This window comes from Glycomyces artemisiae (assembly GCF_003002955.1).
GTDB lineage: Bacteria > Actinomycetota > Actinomycetes > Mycobacteriales > Micromonosporaceae > Glycomyces > Glycomyces artemisiae.
Genome location: NZ_PVTJ01000010.1, coordinates 1 through 25,319 on the forward strand (window position 1 = coordinate 1; position 25,319 = coordinate 25,319).

23 protein-coding genes are annotated in these 25,319 nt (G+C 71.5%); 19 read left to right on the top strand and 4 right to left on the bottom strand.

From position 1 onward, the window contains the following. Positions 1 to 128 precede the first annotated feature (128 nt). From B0I28_RS22080 to B0I28_RS22135, 12 genes are all read left to right on the top strand, one after another. Positions 129 to 1,334 (top strand): CHAT domain-containing protein, encoded by a 1,206-nt coding sequence (locus B0I28_RS22080; protein WP_106366036.1) that lies wholly within the window; start codon positions 129 to 131, stop codon positions 1,332 to 1,334. A gap of 39 nt (positions 1,335 to 1,373) precedes the next feature. After that, positions 1,374 to 2,612, top strand: a complete 1,239-nt coding sequence (locus B0I28_RS22085) for an MFS transporter (RefSeq protein ID WP_106366037.1) — start codon at positions 1,374 to 1,376, stop codon at positions 2,610 to 2,612. A 25-nt stretch (positions 2,613 to 2,637) separates the two neighbouring features. Continuing rightward, a complete protein-coding gene (locus tag B0I28_RS22090; RefSeq protein ID WP_106366038.1) occupies positions 2,638 to 3,063 on the top strand; it encodes a protein-tyrosine phosphatase family protein in 426 nt (141 codons plus the stop codon). Between the two features lie 78 nt (positions 3,064 to 3,141). Further along, a complete protein-coding gene (locus tag B0I28_RS22095; RefSeq protein ID WP_106366039.1) occupies positions 3,142 to 3,861 on the top strand; it encodes a DUF4129 domain-containing protein in 720 nt (239 codons plus the stop codon). Beyond that, complete coding sequence (locus B0I28_RS22100) at positions 3,858 to 4,397, top strand: hypothetical protein (protein WP_146148198.1); 540 nt, start codon at positions 3,858 to 3,860, stop codon at positions 4,395 to 4,397. The genes B0I28_RS22095 and B0I28_RS22100 overlap by 4 nt, the downstream gene beginning before the upstream one ends. Beyond that, on the top strand, positions 4,398 to 5,405 hold the full coding sequence (locus tag B0I28_RS22105; protein ID WP_106366041.1) for an AAA family ATPase: 1,008 nt from the start codon (positions 4,398 to 4,400) through the stop codon (positions 5,403 to 5,405). It begins immediately after the preceding gene. Continuing rightward, positions 5,402 to 6,766: a DUF58 domain-containing protein gene (locus B0I28_RS22110; protein WP_106366042.1), complete on the top strand. Its 1,365-nt coding sequence runs from the start codon at positions 5,402 to 5,404 to the stop codon at positions 6,764 to 6,766. Before B0I28_RS22105 ends, B0I28_RS22110 begins: the two co-directional genes overlap by 4 nt. Next, positions 6,763 to 7,380: a hypothetical protein gene (locus B0I28_RS22115; protein WP_106366043.1), complete on the top strand. Its 618-nt coding sequence runs from the start codon at positions 6,763 to 6,765 to the stop codon at positions 7,378 to 7,380. Before B0I28_RS22110 ends, B0I28_RS22115 begins: the two co-directional genes overlap by 4 nt. Before the next feature lie 20 nt (positions 7,381 to 7,400). Continuing rightward, positions 7,401 to 8,777 carry an NAD(P)/FAD-dependent oxidoreductase gene (locus B0I28_RS22120; protein WP_106366044.1) on the top strand — a complete coding sequence of 459 codons (1,377 nt, stop codon included), beginning with the start codon at positions 7,401 to 7,403 and terminating at the stop codon, positions 8,775 to 8,777. 73 nt (positions 8,778 to 8,850) lie between these two features. Beyond that, complete coding sequence (gene mtrA / locus B0I28_RS22125) at positions 8,851 to 9,540, top strand: MtrAB system response regulator MtrA (RefSeq protein ID WP_091048055.1); 690 nt, start codon at positions 8,851 to 8,853, stop codon at positions 9,538 to 9,540. A 3-nt stretch (positions 9,541 to 9,543) separates the two neighbouring features. Further along, a complete protein-coding gene (gene mtrB / locus B0I28_RS22130; RefSeq protein WP_219926922.1) occupies positions 9,544 to 11,187 on the top strand; it encodes an MtrAB system histidine kinase MtrB in 1,644 nt (547 codons plus the stop codon). Further along, on the top strand, positions 11,171 to 12,898 hold the full coding sequence (locus tag B0I28_RS22135) for an LpqB family beta-propeller domain-containing protein (protein WP_106366045.1): 1,728 nt from the start codon (positions 11,171 to 11,173) through the stop codon (positions 12,896 to 12,898). The genes mtrB and B0I28_RS22135 overlap by 17 nt, the downstream gene beginning before the upstream one ends. Positions 12,899 to 12,963: 65 nt before the next feature. On the opposite strand, the gene B0I28_RS22140 is transcribed toward B0I28_RS22135, so the two are convergent. Further along, complete coding sequence (locus B0I28_RS22140; protein WP_106366046.1) at positions 12,964 to 13,191, bottom strand: DUF3107 domain-containing protein; 228 nt, start codon at positions 13,189 to 13,191, stop codon at positions 12,964 to 12,966. A gap of 140 nt (positions 13,192 to 13,331) precedes the next feature. Then, on the bottom strand, positions 13,332 to 13,988 hold the full coding sequence (locus B0I28_RS22145; protein ID WP_106366173.1) for a TetR/AcrR family transcriptional regulator: 657 nt from the start codon (positions 13,986 to 13,988) through the stop codon (positions 13,332 to 13,334). A 138-nt stretch (positions 13,989 to 14,126) separates the two neighbouring features. Here B0I28_RS22145 and B0I28_RS28355 point away from each other — a divergent pair, with 138 nt between their 5' ends. From B0I28_RS28355 to B0I28_RS22175, 6 genes are all read left to right on the top strand, one after another. Next, entirely contained in the window at positions 14,127 to 16,007 is a 1,881-nt protein-coding gene (locus tag B0I28_RS28355) for a hypothetical protein (RefSeq protein WP_181245917.1), read from the top strand. 5 nt (positions 16,008 to 16,012) lie between these two features. After that, the gene (locus B0I28_RS22155; protein ID WP_106366047.1) at positions 16,013 to 17,002 is read left to right on the top strand and encodes an alpha/beta fold hydrolase; all 990 of its coding nucleotides are present in this window, start codon (positions 16,013 to 16,015) and stop codon (positions 17,000 to 17,002) included. Between the two features lie 69 nt (positions 17,003 to 17,071). Further along, positions 17,072 to 17,914 carry a DUF3152 domain-containing protein gene (locus B0I28_RS22160; RefSeq protein WP_219926924.1) on the top strand — a complete coding sequence of 281 codons (843 nt, stop codon included), beginning with the start codon at positions 17,072 to 17,074 and terminating at the stop codon, positions 17,912 to 17,914. 120 nt (positions 17,915 to 18,034) lie between these two features. Beyond that, a complete protein-coding gene (gene moeZ / locus B0I28_RS22165; protein WP_106366048.1) occupies positions 18,035 to 19,213 on the top strand; it encodes an adenylyltransferase/sulfurtransferase MoeZ in 1,179 nt (392 codons plus the stop codon). Between the two features lie 154 nt (positions 19,214 to 19,367). Then, the gene (locus B0I28_RS22170; protein ID WP_106366049.1) at positions 19,368 to 20,258 is read left to right on the top strand and encodes a serine hydrolase; all 891 of its coding nucleotides are present in this window, start codon (positions 19,368 to 19,370) and stop codon (positions 20,256 to 20,258) included. 11 nt (positions 20,259 to 20,269) lie between these two features. Then, positions 20,270 to 21,154, top strand: coding sequence for a serine hydrolase (locus tag B0I28_RS22175; RefSeq protein ID WP_106366050.1), 885 nt, complete (start codon positions 20,270 to 20,272; stop codon positions 21,152 to 21,154). Between the two features lie 90 nt (positions 21,155 to 21,244). On the opposite strand, the gene ahcY is transcribed toward B0I28_RS22175, so the two are convergent. Continuing rightward, positions 21,245 to 22,690: an adenosylhomocysteinase gene (gene ahcY / locus B0I28_RS22180; RefSeq protein WP_106366051.1), complete on the bottom strand. Its 1,446-nt coding sequence runs from the start codon at positions 22,688 to 22,690 to the stop codon at positions 21,245 to 21,247. A gap of 364 nt (positions 22,691 to 23,054) precedes the next feature. Between ahcY and B0I28_RS22185 the strand changes: the two genes are divergently transcribed. Beyond that, a complete protein-coding gene (locus B0I28_RS22185) occupies positions 23,055 to 24,086 on the top strand; it encodes a GNAT family N-acetyltransferase (protein ID WP_181245906.1) in 1,032 nt (343 codons plus the stop codon). Positions 24,087 to 24,160: 74 nt separating this feature from the next. Here the strand turns inward: B0I28_RS22185 and manA are convergent, their stop codons facing one another. After that, complete coding sequence (manA, locus tag B0I28_RS22190) at positions 24,161 to 25,309, bottom strand: mannose-6-phosphate isomerase, class I (protein ID WP_106366053.1); 1,149 nt, start codon at positions 25,307 to 25,309, stop codon at positions 24,161 to 24,163. Positions 25,310 to 25,319 lie beyond the last annotated feature (10 nt).

Consider the following 25,319-nt stretch of genomic DNA (forward strand, 5'->3'; position numbering starts at 1 on the left):
CTCGACAAGGTTCGACAAACTCGCCGTCCGATACCAGGCCACCATCCAAGTCGCGATCATCCTCGACTGGAAACCGACTTCGTAAACACGACCTAGGGCACACCACGAGGCACGGCACGCCGTCCGACATGCTCCGCTGGGCCGAGCGCAGCCGGGCGCAGGCGATGCGGGTGCCGCCGGTGAAGACCTCCGGGACCCCGGCCGCCAGGGAGGCGCTCGGGCGCCTTCGCCAAGCGCGCCAGGAACTCTGGGACCTCCAAGTCGAAGGCAAGGACGCCGCCGAGGCGCTGGCGCGCGTCGGGGAGCTCGAAGCGCAGATCCGCGACTACGACCGCGCCAAGCCCGGCCCCGGCGAGCAGGCCGAGCGGATCGCCCCCGAGGCGATCCACGAACTCGCCGAATCGCGGGAGACCGTAGTGGTCAGCCTCTTCGAGGCCGGCGGGAACGCCCGGGCCGTCCTCGTCGGCGGCACCGACATCCGGCACGTCGAACTGATGCCGCTCGACGACGCCGCGGAGCTCGGCAGCCGCCTCGGCGCCGACCTCGACGCGCTGCGACGGACCTTCCACCACCCCGAGCGCCTGCGGCAGAGCGTCGAAGGCTCCATGCGGCGCAACGCTTCTGCGCTTTCGGCGGGGCTGCTCGACCCGATCGCCGACTACGTGGGGGACCGGCAGGTCGTGCTCGTCCCGCACAGCAAGCTCGCCTGGGTCCCCTGGCCGATGCTGCCGCTGCTGCGCGGGCGGCCGCTCACCGTGTCGCCGTCGGCCGAAGCCTGGTGGCGCGCAGTGCGGAAGCCCGCCGCGACTGGGCCCGCGCTCGCCGCCGCCGGTCCGGGCCTGGGGCGGGCCCGAGAGGAGATCGAGGACATCGCGAAGCTCTACCGCGATCCCGTCCTCATCCACGCCGACGAGTCCGACCCCGAAGCCGTGCTCAAGGCCCTCGACGGCGCCGCCGTCGCGCACCTCGCCGCGCACGGGCACCACGAGCCGGACAACGTCCTGTTCTCCCGCTTGGACTTCGGGCTCGGACCGCTCAACGCGTACGAGCTGCTCGGGCTCGACCAGCCCCCGCAGCACGTGGTGCTGTCCGCGTGCGACCTGGGGCGGTCGACCGTCGAGGTCGGGAACGAGACGCTCGGGTTCACCGCCGCGCTCCTGCACGCCGGAACCTCCACTGTGGTCTCCAGTCTCGCGAAGGTCCCCGACTTGATGGCCGCCGAGATGATGGTCGACTACCACCGCCGCTGCGCCGCAGGTGCGAGCCCTGCCGAAGCCCTTGCGGCTGTGGGGGAGCAGCGTCCGTGGCACCCGTTCGTCGCGTTCGGCGCGTAGGCTGCCCCCATACCCCCGCGAAAGGCGCAGCCCGTACCGATGTTCCGCAACCCCGACCACCGCCTCCTGCTCGTCTCCGTGGCCGCGAGCCAAGTCGGCCTCCAGATCGCGTACTTCTCCGTCTCGATCATCGCCGTGGTCGTGCTCGACCTGAGCGAAGCGCAGATCGGCGTCCTCAACGCCATGGACCAGATCGCCCTGGTCATGTTCGGCCTGCTGGTCGGCGCGTGGGTGGACCGGATGCGGCGCAAGCCGATCATCGTCGTGAGCGAGGTGCTGCGGGCGGCCGTGATGCTGACCGTGCCGCTCGCGTGGATGCTCGACGCGCTCGCGATGTGGCAGATGTACGCCGTCATGTTCGGGCTCGGACTCGTCTCGGTGTTCTTCGACGTGGCGCAAGGCAGCTACGTGCCGATGCTCATCGACAACGACCGCCTCGCCGGGGCGAACTCGCGCATCCAGGGGCTCCGGTCGGCCTCCGACACGGGCGGGCCGCTCGTCGCCGGGCCGCTCGTGACGCTGCTGACCGCGCCCGTGGCGGTCGCCGTCGCGGTCGCCGGGTTCGCGGTGTCGGCGTTCAGTATGTGGCGCATCAGGTTCCAGGAGACCGATCCGGTGCGCCGCGAGAAGCCGCACCTGCGGGCCGAGATCGCCCAGGGGATCAGGTTCATCCTCAAGGACCCGATCATCCGCACCGTCGCGTTCTCCAGCGCCTGGTGCAACCTCTCCGTGGGCGCGTTCCAGGCCATGCTCGTGGTGTTCCTCATCCGCGACGCCGGCCAGTCGAGCGCGGTCGTCGGCCTGGTCCTCGCCGGGTCCGGGGTCGGCGGGGTCCTCGGGGCGATGCTCGTCGGGAAGATCTCCGCGAAGGCCGGGATGGGGCGCACCGCGCTCGTGGCGCTGGCGCTCTCCGGGCCCGGCATGGCGGTCGTGGCGTTCTCGGGGCCCGGGTGGGGCGCGGTGGTCGCGTTCCTCGGGCAGGCGCTGTTCGTGGGCGCGATCGTGGTGTTCAACGTGAACGTCGTCAGCTACCGCCAGGCGGTCACCCCCGACTCGATCCAGGGCCGCGTGAACGCCACCCAGCGCGTCATCACCTGGGGCTCGATGGCGGTCGGCTCGATCGCGGGCGGGTTCGTCGGCGAGGCGGTCGGCGCGAAGTCGGTGCTCCTCATCGCCGCCGGGATGCTCTTCGCCGGATGCCTCGTGCTCCTCAAGACCCCGATCCGCACCCTCAAGGAGCTCCCCGAGGAGGGCTCGGGCCTCAGAGAGGTCCGCTAGCGCTGCGCCGCAGTAGCATCGGGCGATGACCTGGGACCCCGACGCCACCGGCGTGCTGCGCCTCCCGTCCGGCCGCCTCGTGCGCGGCCGCGGCCTCGCCCGGCCCCTTCCCGAAGGGCCGCAGCCGCAGTTCGCGCTGTACCTCCTCGGCAAGGAGCCGCCCGCGACCGCTTGGGACGCCGTGTGGGTCCGCTGGCCCGACTTCCGCCTGCCCGCCGACAAGCCCGCCTTCGCCGCGGCCCTGCGCGACGCCTGGACCCGCGCCGAGACCGAGCGCGTCGAGATCGCCTGCCACGGCGGCCACGGCCGCACCGGCACCGCCCTCGCCTGCCTCGCCGTCCTCGACGGCGTCCCCGCAGCCGAAGCCGTCGCCTTCGTCCGCGCCGGATACTCCCCGAAAGCCGTCGAGACCCCCTGGCAGCGCCGCTTCGCCTCCCGTTTCGAGTCCTGAGACGGGTAGGCGTTTGCAGCGCCCCTGGCATAAGGTGGGGGACGCGCATCACCCCCACCGAACCCCAAGAGGCCGCACATGACGCCACCCGCACCGCACGAGCGCTCGACGCTGCGGCGGTGGCTGCCGGTCCTCGCCGTGGTCGCCGCGCTGCTGGTCGTCGGGATCGCCGCGCAGGGGACGGGGCTCCAGTGGGACGAGGCGCGGATGCCGTACTCCGGGGGCGAGGGCGCCGAGAGCCCGCCGCCGCTGATGACCCAGGAAGAGCTGTCGATGCCGCCGACCGGCGAACCCGTCGAGGGGAGCACGTTCCCCTCGTGGATCAGCTGGCTCATCCTCGGCGTCCTCGCCGGCATCCCGCTGCTGCTCATCCTGCTGCTCGTCATCCGGCGCCTCATCAGGTGGATCGTGGAGGCGCCCGAGTCGACCGGCGTGCCCGAACCCGAACCGGCGCACCTGGTCCGCGACTTCGCGCTCGTCGAGGACGCCATCGCCTCCGCGCTCCAGGAGATGGACCTCGGCACCGACGCCAGGTCGGCGATCATGGCCTGCTGGATCCACTTCGAGCGCGCCGCCGAAGGCGTCGGCATCGAGCGCGACGCCTCCGACACGCCCGCCGACCTCGTCCGCAAGCTCCTGTCGAGCCACGACCTCGACGGCGCGGCCCTGAACCGGCTCACCGAGGCGTACCTGCGGGCGAGGTACTCGCCGCACGAGGTCGGCGAGGCCGACCGCGACCGCGCCCGCGACGCCCTCGTCGCGCTCCGGGCCCAGCTCGGCGTCAGGGAGGCGCAGTGAGAAGAGAAGCGCCGCAAGGCATCTCGGTGAGGGAACTCCTCTCGCCGTTCGGGCGCGTGCGGCTGTGGCCCGCGGTCGGGGCCGTCGCGCTCGCCGTGTTCGCGTGGGCGTTCGCGTACGTCGGCGGCGTCGACTTCGCGCTGTGGCAGCTCGTGCTCCTCGCCGTCGCCGCGCTCCTGGCCTACTCCGTGGTCTCCGGGATGCGCGCCGACACCGAGCCCGCGCCCGAACTGCGCGTCCACACCGTCAACGAGCCGTCCTGGCGCCCGTTCGCCGACGTCAACCGCTGGGAGGACCGGTTCATCTTCGCCGAGGCCAAGCCCGGCCGGTTCGCCACCACGAACGCGAAGCAGCAGCTCACCGAGCTCGCCGCCGAGCGCCTGCGGCTGCGCCGCGGCCTCTCGCTCGACGGCCAGCCCGAGGAGTGCCGGGCCGTCCTCGGCGAGCGCACCTACCTGTTCCTGACCGGCCCCGTGCCGGACTGCCCCTCGCCGCAGCAGCTCGGCGCCCACCTGACAGCCATCGAGGAGATCTAAATGACCGAGACGCCGCGCATCAGCCTCGACCAGGTCGCGCACCACGCCGAAGCGGTCCTCAAGTCGGTCCGGTCGGTCATCGTCGGCAAGGACGAGCCGCTGCGCCTGGTCCTCGCCGGGATCCTCGCGGGCGGGCACATCCTCCTCGAAGACCTCCCCGGCCTCGGCAAGACCCTCACCGCCCGCTGCTTCGCGCAGAGCCTCGGCCTCGACTTCCGCCGCCTCCAGTTCACGCCCGACCTGCTGCCCGCCGACGTCACCGGGTCCCTCCTCTACAACCAGAAGACCGGCGAGTTCGTCTACCGCAAGGGCCCGGTCCACACCAACCTCCTCCTCGCCGACGAGATCAACCGGACGCCCCCGAAGACGCAGTCCGCGCTCCTCGAAGCCATGCAGGAGCGCCAGGTCTCCGTCGAGGGCGAGACCCACCTCCTCCCCGAGCCGTTCACGGTCCTCGCCACCTCCAACCCCGTCGAGTTCGAAGGCACCTACCAGCTCCCCGAGGCCCAGCTCGACCGGTTCCTGCTGCGCGTCTCCTTCGGCTACCCCACCCCCGACGAGGAGTGGGAGGTCCTCCAGCGGCGCATCGGCCGCCGCCAGGAGGCCGTCGACCTCGACCCCGTCATCGACGCCGCCACCCTCGTCGCCATGCAGCGCGCCCTCGAAGACGTCACCGTCGAGGACTCCGTGGGCCGCTATATCGTCGCCGTCACCACCGCCACCCGCGGCCACGCGCAGGTCCAGGTCGGCGCCTCCCCGCGCGGGTCCCTCGCGCTGCTGCTCGCCTCCCGCGCGCTCGCCGTCCTCGCCGGGCGCGACTTCGTCACCCCCGACGACGTCAAGGGCGTCGCGGGCGCCGCGCTCGCCCACCGGATCACCCTCAAGCCCGAGCTGTGGATGCGCCGCATCGACCCCGCCGCGGTCGTCGCCGACATCTGCCGCGGCGTCCCGGCCCCGCAGACCGCCCAGGCCCCGGCCTACACCGCGGGCCCGGCGCAGCAGCGATGACGATCGACCCGGTCCTGAGCCTGCGCACCGACAACCCCCGCGAGGTGCGCCCGGCTCGGGTCGAACCGCCCGTGACGTGGCGGCGGACGAAGGCCCTCACCAGGGCCGTCGCCCTCGCCGCGGTGTGCCTGCTCGCGGCGGTCGCCTTGGGCCGCATCGACCTCGTGCTCATCGCCGCGCCCTTCGCGATCGGCACCGCCGTGCTCCTCCAGCGCCGCCCGCACCGCCCGCCCGAGGTCCGCATCGCGCCCCTCGAAGGCACCGGCACCGACCTCTCCTGCGCCGAGGGCGGCACCGCCGCCGCGCGCGTCATCGTCGCCAACCCCGAGCCTGTCGCCGTCACCGCGATCGTCACCGCCGTCGCCGACCCCTGGATCGAACTCCACACCGGCAAGGGCGACTTCGCGTCCGCGCTGGCGCCGCGGTCCGGGCGCGACCTCGTCGTCGCCGGGACGGCCCGCCGCTGGGGCGAGCACCACCTCGGCCCGGTCCACGTCCGCTCCGTCGCCTGCGGGGGCCTGCTGGAGACCACCGTGCAGCGCCTCCCCGGCCTGTCCGCGTGGGTCCTGCCCGTGCCCGACTGGTTCGACTCGGCCGAGTCCCTGCCGTTCGCCGACGGCGTCACCGGCGTCCACCGGTCCCGCCGCGGCGGCGACTCCGGCGAGCTCGCCGAGGTCCGCCTCTACCAGCCCGGGGACCGGCTGCGCCGCATCGACTGGCGCACCTCCATGCGCACCAGGGACCTGTACGTCAACGCCACGCTCTCCGAACGCGACACCGATGTCACCCTCGTGCTCGACCTCCAGGTCGAGGCGGGCGTGTCCGGGGGCCTCGACGGCGCCGCGTCGATCGCCGACCTCACCGTGCGCGCCGCGGGGGCCGTGGCCTCCCACTACGCGCTCCAGGGCGACCGCACCGCGTGCGTCGAGTTCGGCGCCCGCGGGCGCCGCATGCGGGCCGGGGCCGGGCGCCGCCACGCTGCCGCCACCCTGCGCTGGCTCGCCGCCGTCGAGATCCCGCCGGACCCCGTCCCGCCTTCGCCGGACCTGCTGCGCCGCCAGCTCGCCGGCCAGCGCAGTCTCAACGTCGTGTTCACGCCGCTGCTCACCGACCGGTCGATCGCGCTCATCGCGTCCCTCGCCCGCGCCGGGCGGCCCGTCCTGTGCGTCGACACCCTCCCGCCGCACGTCGCCCCGCCCCGTCGTACACATTGGACGCCGTACGCGGAGCGGCTGTGGCGCCTCTCGCGCGACAACACCCTCATGGAGCTGCGCGACCTCGGCGTCGCCGTCGAGCCCTGGCAGGGCGCGGCCTCCCTCGACAACGTCCTCGCTCAACTCACCCGGAGGCGCTACCGATGACTGACGTCCAGCGCCCGCTGCTCCAAGCGCTCCGTGACGGCGCCCGCGAGCGCGCCAAGGCCGGGCGCGCCGGTGGCGTCTCGTGGGCCCGCCGCATCGCCCCCGCGCCGGTCCTGCTGCGCCTCCTGACGGCCCTGACGCTGTTCACCGCCTCCGAGCTGGCCGTGCCGCCCGAATGGGCCGGGACCGGGTTCTACGCGGCGCTCGCGGCGCTGCTCGCACTCGCCGCGGCCCTCGCCCCCGCGGGACCGGCGGTGTTCGTGGCAATCGGCTTCACGATCGCCGCCTGGCTCGTCTCGGACGCCCTCGACGGCGACCGCTCTCCCACATTGTGGACGGCTGCCGGGCTCGCCTGCCTGCTGTACACCGGCCATTCCGCGGCGGCCGTCGCGCAGCGTTTCCGAACGACTACCGCAATGGACGGTGAGATCATCCTCACCTGGGCGAAGCACCTCGGGCTGGTGCTGGCGTCGACTGTGGGCATAGCGCTCACCCTGGCGCTGTTCACCGCGTATTTCACCGGTCTCACCGCAGGTCTCGCGGTCGGCGCGGGCATCGTGGCCGCTGTCACCGTGATCTACGTCCTCGCGCGTTCACTACACAAGACCCCCTGAACAGGGCCAGAATTGAACACGTGAAACGTATAGTCGTGATAGGTGCCGGTCACGTCGGTTTTTACGTTGCCGAACGCTTGAGCAAGCTGCTGAAGGGCGACATCAAGCGCGGTCAAGTTGAACTGATGGTCATCGACCCCAACCAGCACATGACCTACCAGCCGTTCCTGCCCGAGGCGGCCGCTGGTTCCATCTCCCCGCGACACGGCGTTGTGCCGCTCCGACAGGCCCTCAAGCACTGCACCATCCTCACCGGTGCGGTCACCGAGATCAAGCACTCCGAGCGCAAGCTCATGGTGCAGCCCTATGTCGGCCCCGCCCGCGAGGTCGAGTACGACGAGGTCATCGTCGCCCCCGGCTCCGTCTCCCGCCCGCTCCCCATCCCCGGCCTGGCGGACACCGCCATCGGCATCAAGTCGATGGGCGAGGCGATCTGGCTGCGCAACCACGTGCTCCAGCGCTTCGACATCGCCGCCACCACCGAGGACCCCGACGTGCGCCGCAAGGCCCTCACGTTCCTCACCGTCGGCGGCGGCTTCGCCGGCGCCGAGACCCTCGGCGAGCTCGAAGACCTCACCGCGAACATCGTGAAGAACTACCCGATGCTCGACGCCTCCGAGATCAAGTGGTACCTCGTCGAGTACGCCAACAAGATCCTCCCCGAGGTCGGCCCCGAGATGGGCGCGTACGCCGCCCGCGAGCTCACCAAGCGCGGCGTCGACATCCGCCTGGGCACCACCCTGAAGTCCTGCGAGGGCGGCCACGTCGTCCTCACCGACGGCGAGGAGTTCGACTCCGACACCATCATCTGGACCGCCGGCGTCATGCCCCACCCGCTGCTCAAGCAGACCGACCTGCCGATCGGCCCGCGCGGCCACCTGGAGTGCAACACGCGCCTCCAGGTCGCCACCGGCGTCGAAGCCGGGAAGCACACCGTCGGCGAGGTCGTCGAAGGCGCCTGGGGCGCGGGCGACTCCGCCCAGGTCCCCGACACCTCGGACTTCCCGATGGACTGGTGCACCCCGTCCGCGCAGCACGCCGTCCGCCAGGCCAAGACCCTCGCGGACAACGTCTACCGCAGCCACGTCGGCCGCGAGCTGACCCCGTACGAGCACAAGTACATCGGCTCGGTCGCCGGCCTCGGCCTGTACAAGGGCGTCGCCAACACCTACGGCTTCAAGGCCAAGGGCCTCCTCGCCTGGCTCATGCACCGCGGCTACCACCTGTCGCGCGTGCCCGGGACCGGCCGCAAGGGCCGCGTCCTCGCGGACTGGATCGTCGGCTTCTTCACGAAGCGCGAGATGGTCCAGCTCGGCGAGATCCAGGCCGGACGCGAGCCGTTCGAGGCCATCGCCGCAGGCACCGACCCCGCACGGGCCGCCAAGTCCGTCGGATAGTCGTTACAGTTGGAGCACCACGGGGAGACACCCGTGGTGCTCCGGCCTTTAGCGAGGTGGAAAACTGGTGTCCATGAGAGCACGTGTACTCGTCGTCGACGACGACCCGGCCCTGGCGGAGATGCTCGGCATCATCCTCCGGACCGAAGGCTTCACCCCCACGTTCGTCGTCGACGGCGAGAAGGCGCTCGCCGCGTTCAAGGAGCACCGCCCCGACATCGTCCTCCTCGACCTCATGCTCCCGGGCATGAGCGGGATCGACGTCGCGAAGGCGATCCGCGGCGAGTCCGGCGTGCCGATCGTGATGCTCACCGCCAAATCGGACACCGTGGACATCGTGCTGGGCCTCGAATCGGGCGCCGACGACTACATCGTGAAGCCGTTCAAGCCCAAGGAGCTGGTGGCCCGCATCCGCGCCCGCCTGCGCCGCGGCGACGACGTCACGCCCGAGCGCCTGGAGATCGGCAAGCCCGGCCTCCAGGTCCAGATCGACGTGCCCGCCCACCAGGTCACCCTCAACGGCGCCGAAGTGAAGCTGACGCCCCTGGAGTTCGACCTGCTCGTGGCCCTCGCCCGCAAGCCCCGCCAGGTCTTCACCCGGCAGGTCCTGCTGGAGCAGGTGTGGGGCTACCGCCACTCCGCCGACACGCGCCTGGTGAACGTCCACGTGCAGCGCCTGCGCGCCAAGATCGAGCCCGACCCCGAGCGCCCCCAGCTCATCCAGACCGTCCGCGGCGTCGGGTACAAAGCCGGACTCGGCTAGACCATGACCGCGGGGGAGGACCGGGCGCGCCAGCGCCCGGTGTGGCTGCGACGGGCATGGGGGAGCGCCGCCCGCTGGGCGGACCGGGCCTCGCGCCCGCTCATCGACCGCTTCCGCGCCTCCCTCCAGCTGCGGGTCGTCTCCTCGACCCTCATCGCCTCCACGGTCCTCGTCCTCATCTTCTCCTTCGTCGTCGCCGGGTCGGTCACCTCCGGGCTCCTCACCGAGCGCCAGGAGACCGCCGTCGAGGAGACCCTCAACGCCGTCGAGCGGGCCGCCGAGCAGCTCGGCACCTACGCCTCCTCCTCCGACTCCGCGCTCGCCACGACCATGCAGCGCATCGTCAACGAGCTCGCCGAGGACCCCGTGTACGCGCCGGTCATCGTCCTGCGCACCGATGACGGCGAGGTGACCCGCTCGCACCCCGCGTCGGCCGAGGCCGCGCCGTCCGAGGAGCTGCAAGAGGACGTCGCCGACCGCAAGACCGCGATCCAGTACGACAACTTCACGCTCGACGACCAGGGCCCCATGCCGTACCTCGTCGTCGGCTCCTTCATCGACCTGACCGTGGACTTCGAGCTGTACGCGTTCTACCCGCTCGAATCGCAGCAGGACGCGATCAGCCTGCTGCGCACCAACCTCGCGCTCGCCGGGGTCGCGCTGGTCCTCCTCCTCGGCGTCATCGCCGCGCTCGTCACCCGCCTGGTCGTCACGCCCGTGCGCGAGGCCGCCCGCACCTCCCAGCGGCTCGCCGCCGGGCTGCTCCACGAGCGCATGGAGGTCCGCGGCTCCGACGACCTCGCGCGGCTCGCGGGCTCGTTCAACCTCATGGCCGAGAACCTCCAGAGCCAGATCCGGCGCCTGGAGGAGATGTCGATGATGCAGCGGCGCTTCACCTCCGACGTCTCGCACGAGCTGCGCACGCCGCTCGCGACGATCCGCATGGCCGCCGACCTGCTCTACGACAACCGCGACGACTTCGACCCGGTCACCAAGCGCTCCACCGAGCTGCTCCAGCACGAGATCGACCGCTTCGAGGAGCTGCTCCAGGAGCTGCTGGAGATCTCCCGCTTCGACTCCGGGTTCGCGTCCCTGGAAGTGGACGCCGTCGACGTCGGCCGCATCGCCGACGACGTCGCCGAGGGCCTCTCGCACCTCGCGGGCGAGTGCGGGGTGGAGGTCACCGTCGAGAAGCCGAAGCGCCGCGTCATCGCCGAGGTCGACCCGCGCCGCGTCCAGCGCATCCTGCGCAACCTCGTCTCGAACGCGATCGAGCACGCCGAGGGCCGCCCCGTGCGCGTCACCGTCGCCGAGTCCGAGACGGCGGTGGCCGTCGCGGTCCGCGACCACGGCGTGGGCCTCAAGCCCGGCCACGCCGACCGCGTCTTCGACCGGTTCTGGCGCGCCGACCCGTCCCGCAACCGCAGGACCGGCGGCACGGGCCTGGGCCTGGCGATCAGCCTGGAGGACGCGAAGCTGCACTCCGGGACGCTCCAGGCCGTGGGCGAGCCCGGTAAGGGCACCCTGTTCGTGCTCACCCTGCCGCTCCAGGCCGGGAACCGCGTCATCACCTCGCCGATCCCCCTGCGGCTCGACGGCCCGCGCCCCGGCGCGGGGAAGGAGGCCACCCGTGCGACGCAGGACTAGCCTCGCCGCCGCGCTCGCCCTCGGCACCGCTTGGGCCGCATCCGCCTGCGGCATCCCCACCGGCAGCGACCCGGAGGTCGTCGACGACGCGCCCACGAACTTCGGGGAGTCCTCCGGGACGACCGCCGAGACGTTCGAGCCGACCGTCGATGCCGACGTCACGGTCCAGAACTTTCTCAAGGCTGCCGCCGGTGACCCCGCGAGCCGCGACGACCGCCTCAACAAGTTCACCGCCTCCGGGAACGAGCAGTTCTCCGACGCCGCCTCCGGCATCCGCCTCCTCGCCGACATCGAGGTGACCGTGGGCGGCGGCAATCCGATCGAGTCGGCGAACGTCACCGTCACCGCCTCGGTCGTCGGCGTCTACCTCGAAGACGGCTCGGTCCGCATGAGCTCCTCGCCGAGCGCCTACGAGGAGACGTTCATGCTCGGGCGCGACGGCGGCCTCCAGGACGTGTGGTCGATCCAGAGCCAGCCGTCCCAGGTGTCCCTGGACTACCGGCAGTTCCTCGACTCCTACCGGGCCTCGCCGCTGTACTTCCAGGCCGACGCGCCGGAGCTCCTCGTCCCCGACCTGCGCTGGATCTACGCCGACCTCGACGCCGAGACCGACAGGCGCCTCCGGCTCGACTGGCTCCTGCGCGGCCCCTCCGAGTTCGCCCTCCAGTCGTCGCGCAGCGCGATCCCCTCCTCGACCACCGCGAAGATCACCTCGCGCAACGGCGTCCCCGAAGTGGAGCTCACCCTCGGCGAACCGGTCGACGACCGGTCCGTGCAGGACGCCATGACCGCGCAGGTCGCCTGGACCCTGGGCCTGTCCGACGGATTCGTGCTCACCGCCGACGGCGACGTCATCGGCGAGGGCACGCTCGCGGACTGGCGCAACTGGAACGCGATCCCCGCGGACCTGCCGCCGACCGCGTACTTCCTGTTCGAGGAGACGGTCTGGGAGTACGCGGCCGACGAGGTCACCACCGAGTCCGCTGAACATTCATGGGTCGGCTTCCACGCGGACGGCCTCCGGCAGGTCGCGATCGGCCCCGCCGACCAGATCGCCGCGATCGCCGCCGGGACCTCCGGCGACGTGCTCACCGTGGGGCCCACGGACTCCGCGATGGGCGCCGTCGGCGGCCTGGGCTCCGTGCTGGCCGACCCGCAGTGGCACCCGGCGAGCGCGATCCTCGTCGTCTCCGACGGCGTGCCCACCGTCGTGAACCCGAACTCGCGGGCGGTGGTCCAGCCGCTCACGGTGGGGGAGTCGGTGACGGCCATGGCGCTCGCGGCGGACGGGCGGCGCCTGGCGTACGTCGAAGGCGGCCACGCGTGGGTGGCGCCGCTGAACGTGGACGCCGACGGGAACCTCCAGGCGGGGGAGCCGCGGCGCATCGGCACCGACATCGAGGACGTCACCGACATCGCGTGGAGCTCGGAGAACTACCTGTGGGTCACGGGCAAGCGCGACGACGACACGCTGTTCCGGGTCGCGATCGACAACTCCCGCACCGACGTCCAGGCCGGCACGGCCGGGCTGGTGTTCTCGGAGGTCGCCGCGAACCCGGCCGACCCGGTCGAGTCGAACCTCAACCGCGGCGACCCGGTGCTGGTGGTCGCGAACGACACGCTGTACCGGGTCCACACGAGCGGCCCGGAGGGCGTGCGCAACGGCAGCCACGCGGTCGGCGGCACCGCGCCGTTCACGGTCCTCCAGTAGCGGCTTCTTCAGGGAACGGACAAGGCCCGGAGCAGCAGCCCCGGGCCTGAAGTCACTTCCGTCTGCTATGCGTCGACCGTGAAGCCGACGGACCGCACGTTGGTGGCGGCGATCTCGACGTAGGCGATCTTCTCGACAGGGACGATCACCTGACGCCCCTTGTCGTCCTCCAGGCGCAGGACCCCGCCGTCCTTCACGGCCTGCTCGATCGTGTCGGACAGGTCCTTCGGCGACAGCTTGCTCTCCAACACCAGTTCGCGTGGGGCGTACTGGACACCGATCTTGACCTCCACGGGCCCTCCTCAATCGAAATACTCTGACCTTCGGTCCGAAGCAAGACTACTCGCGGCGACCCCCGGTCCACTGCACGGAGCGCTGCGCCGAGAGCGAACGGCGCCGCCCCGAGCATGCACCTTCCGGAAGGAAGGGACGCTCAGACTTCTTCCTCGCGGGGGAAGTGCGAGATGCCCCGCCAAGCGAGCGTGCTCATGAGCTGCACCGCCTCGTCCTTCGGGATGGCGCGGCCGGAGGCGATCCACTTGCGGGCCGAGACCTCGGCGGTCCCGAGCAGGCCCGTCGCCAGGAGTTCGGCCCGGGCCTTGTCGACGTGGGTGTCGGCCATGATCGTCTCGGCCATCGCCGCGACGCAGTCGGCCTCCATGCGCATGACCCGCTCGGCGACCTCGGGGTCGTTGCGCTGGTCGGACTCGAACACGAGCCGGAACGCCTCGCCCTGCGCGTCCACGAACTCGAAGTACGCGCGCATGGCGCGGTTCACCCGCTCCTTGTTGTCCTCAGTGGACTGCAAGGCGTCGCGCACCTGGCCCACCAGCTCGGCCGCCCGGCCGTCCAGCAGTGCCAGATACAGTTCCAGCTTCGACGTGAAGTGCTGGTACAGCACGGGTTTCGACACCCCGGCGTTCTCGGCGATGTCGTCCATGGAGGTGCTGTGGTAGCCCTTGGAGACGAAGACGTCCTGAGCGGCACGCAGCAGCTGCACGCGGCGTTCGCTCCTGGGCAGTCGGACCCGCCCCTCACCAGCGCTGTTCACGCCGCCACCTCTTCCCGGCTCATGTCGCCCATCCGTCAGCCGCGGTCGCTTGCGGCCCGAACGGAGTTTACGGAAACCTTGAATACAGTCTCCCAGCGTACGGGGGCGACAAACGCGGGTTCGAGTCACTGGGCGCGCCACGGTACCTTGAGGGCGGGAATATGAAGGAGTTGTCTAGTGGTGTATGACCAGAACCGACCGGATGAGCAGCGTCCGACCGGGGAGGAACGGGCAGCCCGCAGGCGGATCGGCAGGTCCTGGGGCCCGCCGTCCGAGGAGGGCGCCGAGACCGCCGACGCGGCCCGTCAGGGGATGGGGCAGGCGCCCGAGCAGTACCGGTTCGACCCGGACCGCGGCAGACGCCACCGCTACAGCGAGGACCCCACCGGACAGGTCCCGAACGTGCCGGTCGAGATGACCGAGACCGGGCCGATGGTCCCCGCGACCCGCCGCCCCGCACCGGGCGAGCAGTTCGAGCCGATCCCCGCCGTCCCGCAGACCCCCCAAGGCCCCCAGGGCTTCCAGGCCGAGCAGGTCCCGGTGAACCCGTTCGCGCCGCCGCAGAGCGCCCCTCCGGCGCCGCCCGCGCCGCCGGCCCAGGAGTACGCCCCGCCGCCCGCGGCCCCGCTGCCGGGCGCCACCCAGGAGTACGCGCCCGCCCCGCACCACGAGGCGCCCGCTCCGCCGCAGCACCACACCCCGCCGCCGCCCGCGGCCCCCGCGCCGCCGCAGCAGAGCCAGCCCGCCCAGCAGTTCTACAGCGCCCCCGCCCAGGACTTCGGCGTCCCCCAGCAGCACCCCGGCTACAGCGCCCCGCCGCTGCCCGGCGACTACGCGCCCAGCCCCGCGGCCCCGCAGCAGCCGGTCCCCGCGCCGCCCGGCCCCAACCAGGAGTTCGTCCAACCCCCGGCACCCGAACCCCAAGCGCAGCAGCACTACAGCGCGCCCGCGCCGCAGCACACCGGCCCCATCGAGGTCCCGCAGGCCCAGAGCGCCCCGCCCGCGACCGTGCAGACCCCGCCGCCGCCCGCGCCGCCGAGCCCGGTCCGCCCCGCGGTCCACGCCCCCGAGGAGGCGACCCAGGAGCACCCGGCGGTCCCCGCCGCACCCGCGGCCCCGGCTCCCGCCACGCCCGCGCCCGCCGCCGAGGCCCCGCCGCAGCCGAGCGCGCCGCCCGCGCCCGCGACCCCGCCGCCCCCGGCCCCGTCCGTCCCGGTCGTGGAGCAGCGCACCGACCAGTTCCCGATCGTGCAGCCGCCGCTCACTGAGGTCTCGCCCGCGGCGGTCCCCAGCCCGCCCGTCACCGAGCAGGCCCCACTGCTGCGCACGCCGCCCCGCCCGCCCATCGCCGAGCCGACACCGCCCGCCACCGTGGAGAACACAGGACCCATGCCCGGATCCGCCGGCACCCAAGTGCAGGACACCGAATCCGCCCGCCTCGTCGACGCCGTCCGCCAGGTCCCCGGCGTCCGCGACGCCTTCCACGTGACGGCCCCCGACGGCGCCTCCAGCCTCCGCCTCGAACTCGAAGAGGGCGTCGACCCCGACGAGGTCCACGCCGTGGTCTCCGCCGTCGTCAACGAGCAGCGCGCCGTCGAGCCCGGCCCGCAGTCCGGCGACGAGGCCGAGATCCGCGGCCACGTCGAGCCCGCCTCGACCGACGTCGAGGTCGCCTCGGTCGGCCCGGTCGAGCTGCGCCGCGTCGAGATCGAGTCCGCCGGTCTCGAAGCCGAAGTGAGCGTCACGCTCGCCCTCGGCGACACCGAGTCCACGGGCAAAGTGGCGGTCCCGCCGATCGACTGGCACATCCAGCACGCCGCCGCGGCCGCCACTGTGGAGGCCCTGCGGCCGCGCCTCGGCGCCGGGGACGTGCGCGTCGAAGTCGAGCACGCCTCGATCGTCCCCACCGGGCCGGTGAAGACCGCGGTCGTGGTCATCCTGTGGCTCGACGGCCGGTCCGTGCGGCGCCTCTCCGGGGCCTCGGTCGTGACCGCCGAGCGCGCCCGCGCGGTGGTTTCGGCTACTTTGGGCGCGCTCGCAGCCGAAGTGGCACACTAGCTTCCATGAAACGGGCGCGGCTGGTCGACGCCGGGGAGGTCCGCACTCCCCGACGGCCGCACGCGCCGTGGCCCGGCATCGAGCACCAGGTGAGCCGCCGCCGGCTGTTCATCCGCCACACCCCGGCGACCGCGCCGGGGGCCGAGCCCGCCGTGTTCGTCCACGGGCTCGGCGGCTCGGCGCAGAACTGGACCGACCTCGCCGACGCGCTCTCCGACCGGCTCCGCACCGACGCGGTGGACCTGCCCGGTTTCGGCCACTCGGCGCCCGCGCCGCGGACCACGATCCCGCTCCTGGCGCAGGACGTGGCGGCGTGGATCTCCGAGTCCGGGCGCGGCCCGGTCCACCTCGTCGGCCACTCGCTCGGCGGCGCGGTCGCGGTGTACCTCGCCGCGACCCGCCCGAACCTGGTCCGCACGCTCACCCTCATCTCGCCCGCGATGCCCTTCGGGAACCCGCGCCGCTCGCACCAGTCGCGCTACCTGCCGATGCTCGCCGTCCCGAACATCGCGTGGCTCGCCGACCGGGCCATGCGCGGGCGCACCCCGCAGCAGGTCGTCGACGACATCATCCGCGGCACCTGGGCCGACCCGTCCTCGATCCACCCGCAGCGCCGCCGCGAGGCGATCGCCGAGGCCCGCCACCGCCTCGCCGTGCCCTGGAACAACCAGGCGTACTTCCAGACCTACCGGGGCCTCATGGCCTCCTTCGTGCAGGCCCTCGTGCCCGGCACGCACTCCCTGTGGCGCCTCGCCCGCGAGATCCAGTGCCCGACCCTCGTCGTCTGGGGCAAGCAGGACCACGTCATCGACGTCCGCCAAGCGCCGCCCACGGCCCTGGCGATCCCCGACTCCCGCCTCCTCATCCTCGACAAGACCGGCCACGTCGCGATGATGGAGCGGCCCCAGGCGGTCGCGCGCGCAATGGTCGCCATGTTCGACGAAGTCCGCAACGACGAGGTCGCCGACCCCGAGAACGCTTTGTCCATATTGTGAACCGGAACCGGTTCACACAATGCTGCGGGCTGAGCCCCTGGGGCGGCCGTCTGGCCTAGACTCCCGGGTGTGACTGAGGGACGGCTGGATCGCAACCGCAGGCTCCGCAGACGACGGCGCTTCGTGCTGCTCGCGGTCCTGGTCGTCATGGCCGGCGCGGGGCTGTACTTCGCGCTCGGCGCCGCGGATTCGGAGAAGCCGCAGGCCCTCGACGAGGACGAGCAGGTCGTCCCGACCAGCGCGGAGGCGGTCCCCGACGAGGCCGTGCCGCCGTCGCCGTCCGCCTCTCCGGAGGTCGCGAACATCCCGCTGTACTTCTCGGGCACGGGGACCTGGACGTACGCGCAGCCGTCCGACACTGCGGTGTTCGGCGACGCGGGGACCCTCCTGACGTACAACGTGGCCGTGGAGAACGGCATCGAGCTGAACGCCGACGAGTTCAGCGACTTCGTGCACGCGACGCTCGCCGATCCGCGCTCGTGGACCGCGGGCGGGGCGTGGCGGTTCCAGCAGGTCGGCGGCGGCGACGCGGACTTCACGGTCTACCTGGCGAGCCCCGAGCAGCGCTCGTACCTGTGCGGCTCGCAGAACACGACGGTCTCGTGCCGCAACGGCGACGCGGTGGTCATCAACTCGGCGCGGTGGCTCACCGGGGTCGAGCACTGGGACGGCACGCTGGAGACGTACCGCCAGTACGCGGTGAACCACGAGGTGGGGCACCGGCTCGGGCACGGGCACGAGGTGTGCCCCGCCGAGGGAGAGCTGTCGCCGGTGATGGCGCAGCAGACGTACCAGCTCGCGGGCTGCACGGGGAACGCGTGGCCGTTCCCGGACGGCGAGACGTACCTGTCGGGCCCGGCGGGGGACTACAACGGCCCCGACCTGCCGCCGGACGACTTCATCGACCGGTAGCCGCGGCCGGTTCCACGAACCTCGTCCCGCCATGCGGGACAAGGAATCTCACGGGGTGAAGCGCGGCACACCGGGCCGGGGGGTGGAATATCCACCCCGTGGACATGCATTATTGGTTATATGAGTTTGCCGCCGCTGGTCGAACCAGCCTCCGAGCTGTCGGTCGACGAGGTGCGCCGCTATTCGCGCCACCTCATCATCCCCGACGTCGCCATGGACGGTCAGAAACGACTCAAGAACGCCAAGGTGCTCTGCGTGGGCGCGGGCGGCCTCGGGTCCCCCGCGCTGATGTACCTGGCCGCGGCCGGGGTCGGCACCATCGGCATCGTCGAGTTCGACACCGTCGACGAGTCGAACCTCCAGCGCCAGATCATCCACGGCCAGTCCGACATCGGCCGCACCAAGGCCGAGTCCGCGGCCGAGTCGATCCGCGAGATCAACCCGTACGTGAACGTGGTCATCCACAACACGGTGCTCGACAACGACAACGTCTTCGAGATCTTCGAGCCGTACGACCTCATCATCGACGGCACCGACAACTTCGCGACGCGCTACATGGTCAACGACGCCGCGGTCCTCTCGGGCAAGCCGTACGTGTGGGGCTCGATCTACCGCTTCGACGGCCAGGCCAGCGTCTTCTGGGCCGACCAGGGCCCGTGCTACCGCTGCCTCTACCCCGAGCCCCCGCCTCCGGGCATGGTCCCGAGCTGCGCCGAGGGCGGCGTCCTGGGCGTCCTGTGCGCCTCGATCGGCTCGATCCAGGTCACCGAGGCCATCAAGCTGCTCACCGGGATCGGCGACCCGCTCGTGGGCTCGCTCATGGTCTACGACGCGCTGGAGATGACCTACCGCAAGATCAAGGTCCGCAAGGACCCGAACTGCGCGGTGTGCGGCCCGAACGCCACGGTCAAGGAGCTCATCGACTACGAGGACTTCTGCGGCTCGGTCACCGACGAGGCCGCCGAGGCCGTCGTCGGCTCCACCATCACGGCCCGCGAGCTGGCCGAGTGGATCAAGGAGGGGCGCGACATCGACCTCATCGACGTGCGCGAGCCCGCCGAGTACGAGATCGTGCGCATCCCGGGCTCCCGGCTGATCCCCAAGGGCGACATCGTGTCCGGTGCCGCGCTGGCGGATCTGCCGACGGAGAGGCAGGCGGTGTTCTACTGCAAGGCCGGCGTGCGCTCGGCCGAGGCCCTGGCCGCCGCGAAGGCCGCCGGGCTCAAGAACGCGGTCCACGTCCAGGGCGGCGTGCTCGGCTGGATCAACCAGGTCGACCCGAGCCTGCCCGCGTACTAGACAGGCCGTCCGAAGGGCGTCCGGCGCTTGCCGGACGCCCTTCGGCGTGCTTTGGGTTGCTTCGCTCCGGTATGACATTTCAGACACCCTTGCTCGGGGGATTCCGTTGAGGGCACGTTGACTCCGGTTCGACCGGTTCCCTAGCCTTGGGGCCATGATCCGCAGAAGCGAACCTTCCTCCCGTCTGCTCCGCCCCTCCCGCCGCAACCTCCTGCGGTTCGGCGTCCCCGCAGCGGCCGCCCTGGTCGGGGCCGGGGCCGTGGCAACGGTCGCCGCGAACGCCTCCGAGAACGGCCTCGACGCCATCTTCGGGCCGTCCCGCGAAGAGCTCGAAGCGGACCTCAAGACCCGGATCGACGCCTACCTCGCCTCCACCGGCACGCAGGTCGAGGCGTCGGTCGCGATCGAGCGCGGCGACATGCGCCTGGACTACAACCCCGACCAGACGCACATCACCGCCTCCATCGTCAAGGTCGAGATCCTCTCGATGGTCCAGGAGTACTGGGGCTCGGTCGACGCGATCCCCGAGGACCACCTCGCGCTGCTGAACCGCATGATCCGCGAGTCGCACAACGCCTCCACGTCCACGCTGTACAACTACTTGGGCGGCGTCGACGCACTCGTCGCCGCGCACGCGAGGTACGGTCTCCAGGACACCACCCCCGATCCCCAGGGCCGCTGGGGCGTCGGCTGGTCCTCCGCCTCCGATCAGCTCATCCTCGTGGGCCTCAACCTCTTTGAGGGCATCCTCGACGCCGAGCAGGTCGACCTCGGGCGCGAGCTCATGGCCTCGGTGATCGAGGAGCAGGCCTGGGGGATCTCCGCCGCCGCGAAGGACGGCGAGACCGTCTGGCTCAAGAACGGCTGGGACGTCGAGTCCCAGCTCGGCGGCCTGTGGGTGGTCAACTCCATCGGCGTCCTCGACGGCGACGGCGACCCCGTCAAGCTGGCGGTCCTCACCAGCGGCGCGGTCGACGACGTCGAGGGGATCCCGATCGTCGAGGAGATCTCCCGGATCTCCCGCGACGTCATCCAGTACGAATAAACAGGAACCGCATGACTCTCGAAGCACCCCAGGCGGAACCGGCCCCCCGGTCCCGCCGCCTCACCCGCCGGACCGCGCTGCGCGCTGGCATCCCGGCCGCCGTCGCCCTCGCGGGCGGCGGGGCCTGGATCGGCACGGCCGCATGGGCCGACGGACCCACCGACAGCGAACTGGCCCTGGAGCTGACCGACCGGATCAAGACCTACATCGGCTCCACCGGACTCGACATCACGGCCTCGGTCGCCGCCTCCCGCAGCAACCGCACCATCACCGCGAACTGGCGCCGCGTCCAGGACACCGCCTCCCTCGTGAAGATGGAGATCCTGCTGATGCTGCTGGAGAAGTACAGCAAGGTCTCCTCCATCCCGGCCGAGAAGAAGGAGTGGGCGCGGAAGATGATCACCGAGTCGCACAACGACTCGGCGACCAGCCTGTACAACTTCCTCGGCGGCTGCTCCGCCCTCTCGGCGGCGCATGTGCGCTACGGCCTCAAGAACACCAAGGCGTCCTCGGACTGCCGCTGGGGCCTGACCACGACCACCGCGACCGACCAGCTCCGGGTGCTGAACCACCTGATGCTCCCGGGCCTGCTCAACCAGGAGAAGATCGACTACGCGCGGTCGCTCATGGGGAACGTCGTCGACTCGCAGGACTGGGGCGTCACCGCCGCAGCGAGCGCCACGGACACCGTGTGGCTCAAGAACGGCTGGGACACCCGCTCCTCCCTCGGCGGGCTGTGGGTCGTCCACTCCGTCGGCTACATCTCCATCCCGAACAAGCACGACATCCGCATGGCGATCATGACGAGCAAGGCGCCCAATTACTCCAAGGGCGTCCAGATCGTCGAAGAGGTCGCTCGGATCACCCGCTCGGTCATCATGAAGGCCGTCGTCTGACGAGCAGAACGGCCCGGTCCGCAGTGGACCGGGCCGTTCCCTATATCCTATATCCTATATCCTATAGGATATAGGATATAGGATATAGGGCTAGTAGCGGTAGTGGTCGGGCTTGTACGGCCCCTCCACGGGCACGCCGATGTAGTCGGCCTGGCTCTTCGTCAGCGTCGTCAGCTTGACGCCGAGCGAGTCGAGGTGCAGGCGCGCCACTTCCTCGTCGAGGTGCTTCGGCAGCGTGTACACGCCGACCGGGTACGCCTCCAGTTTGGTGTGCAGCTCCATCTGCGCGAGCACCTGGTTCGTGAAGCTGTTGCTCATCACGAAGCTCGGGTGCCCGGTCGCGTTGCCCAGGTTGAGCAGGCGGCCCTCCGACAGCACGATGATCGAGTGCCCGTCGGCGAACTGCCACTCGTGCACCTGCGGCTTCACTTCGAGCTTCTTGACGCCCGGCTCGGCGGCGAGGCCGGCCATGTCGATCTCGTTGTCGAAGTGGCCGATGTTCCCGACGATCGCCTGGTGCTTCATCCGGCGCATGTGCTCGATCGAGATGATGTCGCGGTTGCCGGTGGTCGTCACGAAGATGTCCGCGTACTCGACGGCGTCCTCAAGCGTCAGCACCTGGTAGCCGTCCATGGCGGCCTGGAGCGCGCAGATCGGGTCGACCTCGGTGACGATGACGCGCGCGCCCTGGCCCCGCAGCGACTCGGCCGAGCCCTTGCCGACGTCGCCGTAGCCGCACACCACCGCGACCTTGCCGCCGATGAGCACGTCGGTGGCCCGGTTGATCCCGTCCACGAGCGAGTGCCGCACGCCGTACTTGTTGTCGAACTTCGACTTCGTGACCGAGTCGTTCACGTTGATCGCCGGGAACGGCAGGCGCCCCTCGCGCTCCAGCTCGTACAGGCGGTGCACGCCCGTGGTGGTCTCCTCGGTGACGCCCTTGACCGCGGCCGCCTTGCGCGAGAAGCGGGCCGGGTCCTCCTTGAGCGAGCGGGCCAGCAGCGCGAGCACCACGGCCTCCTCCTCGCTGTCGGCCGTCGACGCCTCCGGGACGGCCCCGGCCGCCTCGAACTTCGCGCCGTTGACGACGAGCATCGTCGCGTCCCCGCCGTCGTCGAGGATCAGGTTCGGCTCCTCCGAGCCCCAGTCGAGGGCGCGCTCGGTGCACCACCAGTACTCTTCGAGCGTCTCGCCCTTCCACGCGAACACCGGGACGCCCTGCGGGGCCTCCGGCGTGCCCTGCCCGACGGCGATCGCCGCGGCGGCGTGGTCCTGCGTCGAGAAGATGTTGCACGACGCCCAGCGCACCCGCGCCCCGAGCGCGGTGAGCGTCTCGATGAGCACCGCGGTCTGGATCGTCATGTGCAGCGACCCGGTGATGCGCGCGCCCTCCAGCGGGCGGTCGGCGCCGTAGCGCTCGCGCAGGGCCATCAGCCCGGGCATCTCGTGTTCGGCCAGGCGGATCTCGTGGCGGCCGAAGTCGGCCAGCTTGAGATCGGCGACCTTGTAGTCCTCGGCTCGCAGCGTGTTCGTCATGCCTGAAATGCTACGCGCCGGCCCCTGGGCCCCAGCTGAACGGGACCGTGGCGCCGCGCACGCGACACGCCGGGCGCGGGGCTCCTGGGGCGCCCGTGGCAGGCGACACGGAAAAAAATTTGCCGCAACCGCTGTTTCTGCTTGACACTGCTGAGGCGGTGGGTAATATTGCAGATACGCAGCGTCACGGAGATGCGGGAATCCACCGGGTTCCAGACCATTTCCGCAGGCGCCACGGGGAAACCAAACCGGGGGGAGTGCCGGGCGGTCTGGGGTGGCCGCCCGGCACATTTTTGCCCCGATTGGCAAGCGCTGTCATCAAATTCGTTTGCGCGCCGCCCTCCACATGGGGGAGGGTCAGGGCGTGAGCAACCCTGACATCGAGATCGTCCCGATCGATCCTCTCGACCGCGACCTGGTCGACGGCTGGATCGAAGTCGAGCGCGCCGTGTACGAGCACGACAACCCCGGCACGCCCCAGAGCAGGCCCGCCCTCCAGCGCCTCCGCCTGCTCCTGTACCCCGCGGCGATCCGGCCCGAGCGGTACGCGGCCGTCTCCGGCGGCACCGTCGTCGGCTACGTCGAGCTCGTCACCTTCCTCACCGACAACCAGCACCTCGCCGCGCTTGAGCTGCTCGTCCACCCCGACCATCGCCGCCGCGGCGTCGGCACCGCGCTCCTCGAACACGCCGAGCGCCGCGCCGCCGAACTCGGCCGAGACACGCTCCTGTCCGCAGTCACCGACTCCCTCGACGGCGCCCCCAAGCAGGACCACGCCGGGCAGCACTTCGCCGCCGCCCGCGGCTACAAGACCGTCGACCAGGAGATCCACCGCCGCAACGACCTCTTCGCCGTCGACGACGACGAACTCGCCAAGCTCTACGTCAGCGCCTGGGAGCACGCCGCGGGCTACGAGCTCGTGCAGTGGATCAACCACGCCCCCGACGACGTCGTCGAAGGCGTCGCCGCCATGCGCCAGCGCATGTCCACCGACCCGCCCATGGGCGAGGAGCTCGACATGCGCCCCTCCGTCTACGACGCCGAGCGCGTCCGCGACGAGGAGCGCACCTTCACCGCCCGCGGCCAGCTCCAGCTCGCCGCCGCGGTCCGGCACGTCGAGAGCGGCGAGATCGCCGGGCTCACCGACATCCTCGTGTTCCCCGGCGACGAGGAGCACGCCGGGCAGAACGACACGACCGTCGACCCCGCGCACCGCGGCCACCGCCTCGGCACGATCCTCAAGATCGCCAACCAGCGGGCGCTGCGCCAGTACCGGCCCAAGCTCCGGTACGTGCACACCTGGAACGCCGAGTCCAACGATCACATGATCGCGATCAACGAGGCCGTCGGCTATCGGGCCCTGTGCAGGGACCTCGACGTCCAGAAGAAGCTCTAGAACGCAGATTCCCGCGTTGCAGATGGGAACCGGCCCTGCCACATCGTGGCAGGGCCGGTCTTTCGTTGCGGGCCTTAGGCGCTGGCGATGAACAGTTCGCCCTCGCCGCTGGCGACGACCGGTCCGGAGGTGCCCGCGGAGAACGCGGCGCGGCCGGGCGCGAGGGCCGTGGCGCCCTGGTCGTCGGCGACGGTGACCTCGCCGCCGGTGGACAGGCAGATGCGGGGGCCGTCGACGTCGATGGAGAGCGGCGCGCCGGTGAGTTTGACGCGGCGGAGCCGGAAGTCGTCGATGGGGACCGGCCAGGTGCGGACCGGGCCGTCGTCCTCGGCGGCGGTGCGCGGGTCGGCCATGGCCTGGAAGTCGAGGACGCGCAGCAGCTCGGGCACGTCGACGCGCTTGTTGGTGAGGCCGCCGCGCAGCACGTTGTCGCTGGCGGCCATGATCTCGACGCCGAAGCCGTGCAGGTATGCGTGGAGGTTCCCCGCGGGCATGTACACCGCTTCGCCGGGCTGGAGCGTGATGTGGTTGAGCAGCAGGCTGACCAGGACGCCCGGGTCGTCGGGGTAGGACCGGGCGAGCGACACCAGGTCGGCGCCGTCGTCGGTCGCGAGCTCGGAGGCGGCCTTCGCGGCGGCGTCGATGATCGAGCGGCACTCGTCGCGGGCGAGCCCGAGGAGGTCGGGGACGGCCTTGCGGAGCCCGGCCTTCTTGTCGCGCAGCGTGGCCGCGAGCCCTTCGAGCTCGGGGACGCCGAGCGCCTCGATGTCGGCGGCGGCGTCGAGCGGGTCGCGGAAGCCGCACATCGCGCGGAACTCGGTGAGCGCCACCAGCATCTCGGGCTTGTGGTTGTCGTCCACGTAGTTGCGGTAGGCCATGTCGATGCCGATGCGCATCTCCCGCTGGTGGCCCGAGTGGGCCTGGCGGGCGTTCGGGTGCGCCTGGAGCGACAGCGGCTTCGCGGCGGCGAGGAGCTTGAGCAGGAACGGGAGCTTCGGGCCGAAGCGCTCGTGGGCGCGCTCGCCGAGCATCCCGGCCGGGTCGGAGGCGATCGCGGCGTCGAGGGGGCGCCCGTCGTGGAGGGTCGAGGGCGCGCTGTGGTGGGCGCCGAACCACTCCTCGGCCTCGGGCAGGTCGGCCGGGACCTCGCGGTCCTGGAGCCTGGCGATGTCGATTTGCGATCCCCACGCGTAGTTGCGGATGACGCCGTAGAGCCCCTGCACCGCCGCTCCT

Coding starts and splice junctions, on each gene's coding strand:
- B0I28_RS22080 (WP_106366036.1), top strand. CDS start 129: ATGCTCCGCTGGGCCGAGCGCAGCCGGGCGCAGGCGATGCGGGTGCCG.
- B0I28_RS22085 (WP_106366037.1), top strand. CDS start 1,374: ATGTTCCGCAACCCCGACCACCGCCTCCTGCTCGTCTCCGTGGCCGCG.
- B0I28_RS22090 (WP_106366038.1), top strand. CDS start 2,638: ATGACCTGGGACCCCGACGCCACCGGCGTGCTGCGCCTCCCGTCCGGC.
- B0I28_RS22095 (WP_106366039.1), top strand. CDS start 3,142: ATGACGCCACCCGCACCGCACGAGCGCTCGACGCTGCGGCGGTGGCTG.
- B0I28_RS22105 (WP_106366041.1), top strand. CDS start 4,398: ATGACCGAGACGCCGCGCATCAGCCTCGACCAGGTCGCGCACCACGCC.
- B0I28_RS22110 (WP_106366042.1), top strand. CDS start 5,402: ATGACGATCGACCCGGTCCTGAGCCTGCGCACCGACAACCCCCGCGAG.
- B0I28_RS22115 (WP_106366043.1), top strand. CDS start 6,763: ATGACTGACGTCCAGCGCCCGCTGCTCCAAGCGCTCCGTGACGGCGCC.
- mtrA (WP_091048055.1), top strand. CDS start 8,851: ATGAGAGCACGTGTACTCGTCGTCGACGACGACCCGGCCCTGGCGGAG.
- mtrB (WP_219926922.1), top strand. CDS start 9,544: ATGACCGCGGGGGAGGACCGGGCGCGCCAGCGCCCGGTGTGGCTGCGA.
- B0I28_RS22155 (WP_106366047.1), top strand. CDS start 16,013: ATGAAACGGGCGCGGCTGGTCGACGCCGGGGAGGTCCGCACTCCCCGA.
- moeZ (WP_106366048.1), top strand. CDS start 18,035: ATGAGTTTGCCGCCGCTGGTCGAACCAGCCTCCGAGCTGTCGGTCGAC.
- B0I28_RS22170 (WP_106366049.1), top strand. CDS start 19,368: ATGATCCGCAGAAGCGAACCTTCCTCCCGTCTGCTCCGCCCCTCCCGC.
- B0I28_RS22175 (WP_106366050.1), top strand. CDS start 20,270: ATGACTCTCGAAGCACCCCAGGCGGAACCGGCCCCCCGGTCCCGCCGC.
- ahcY (WP_106366051.1), bottom strand. CDS start 22,690: ATGACGAACACGCTGCGAGCCGAGGACTACAAGGTCGCCGATCTCAAG.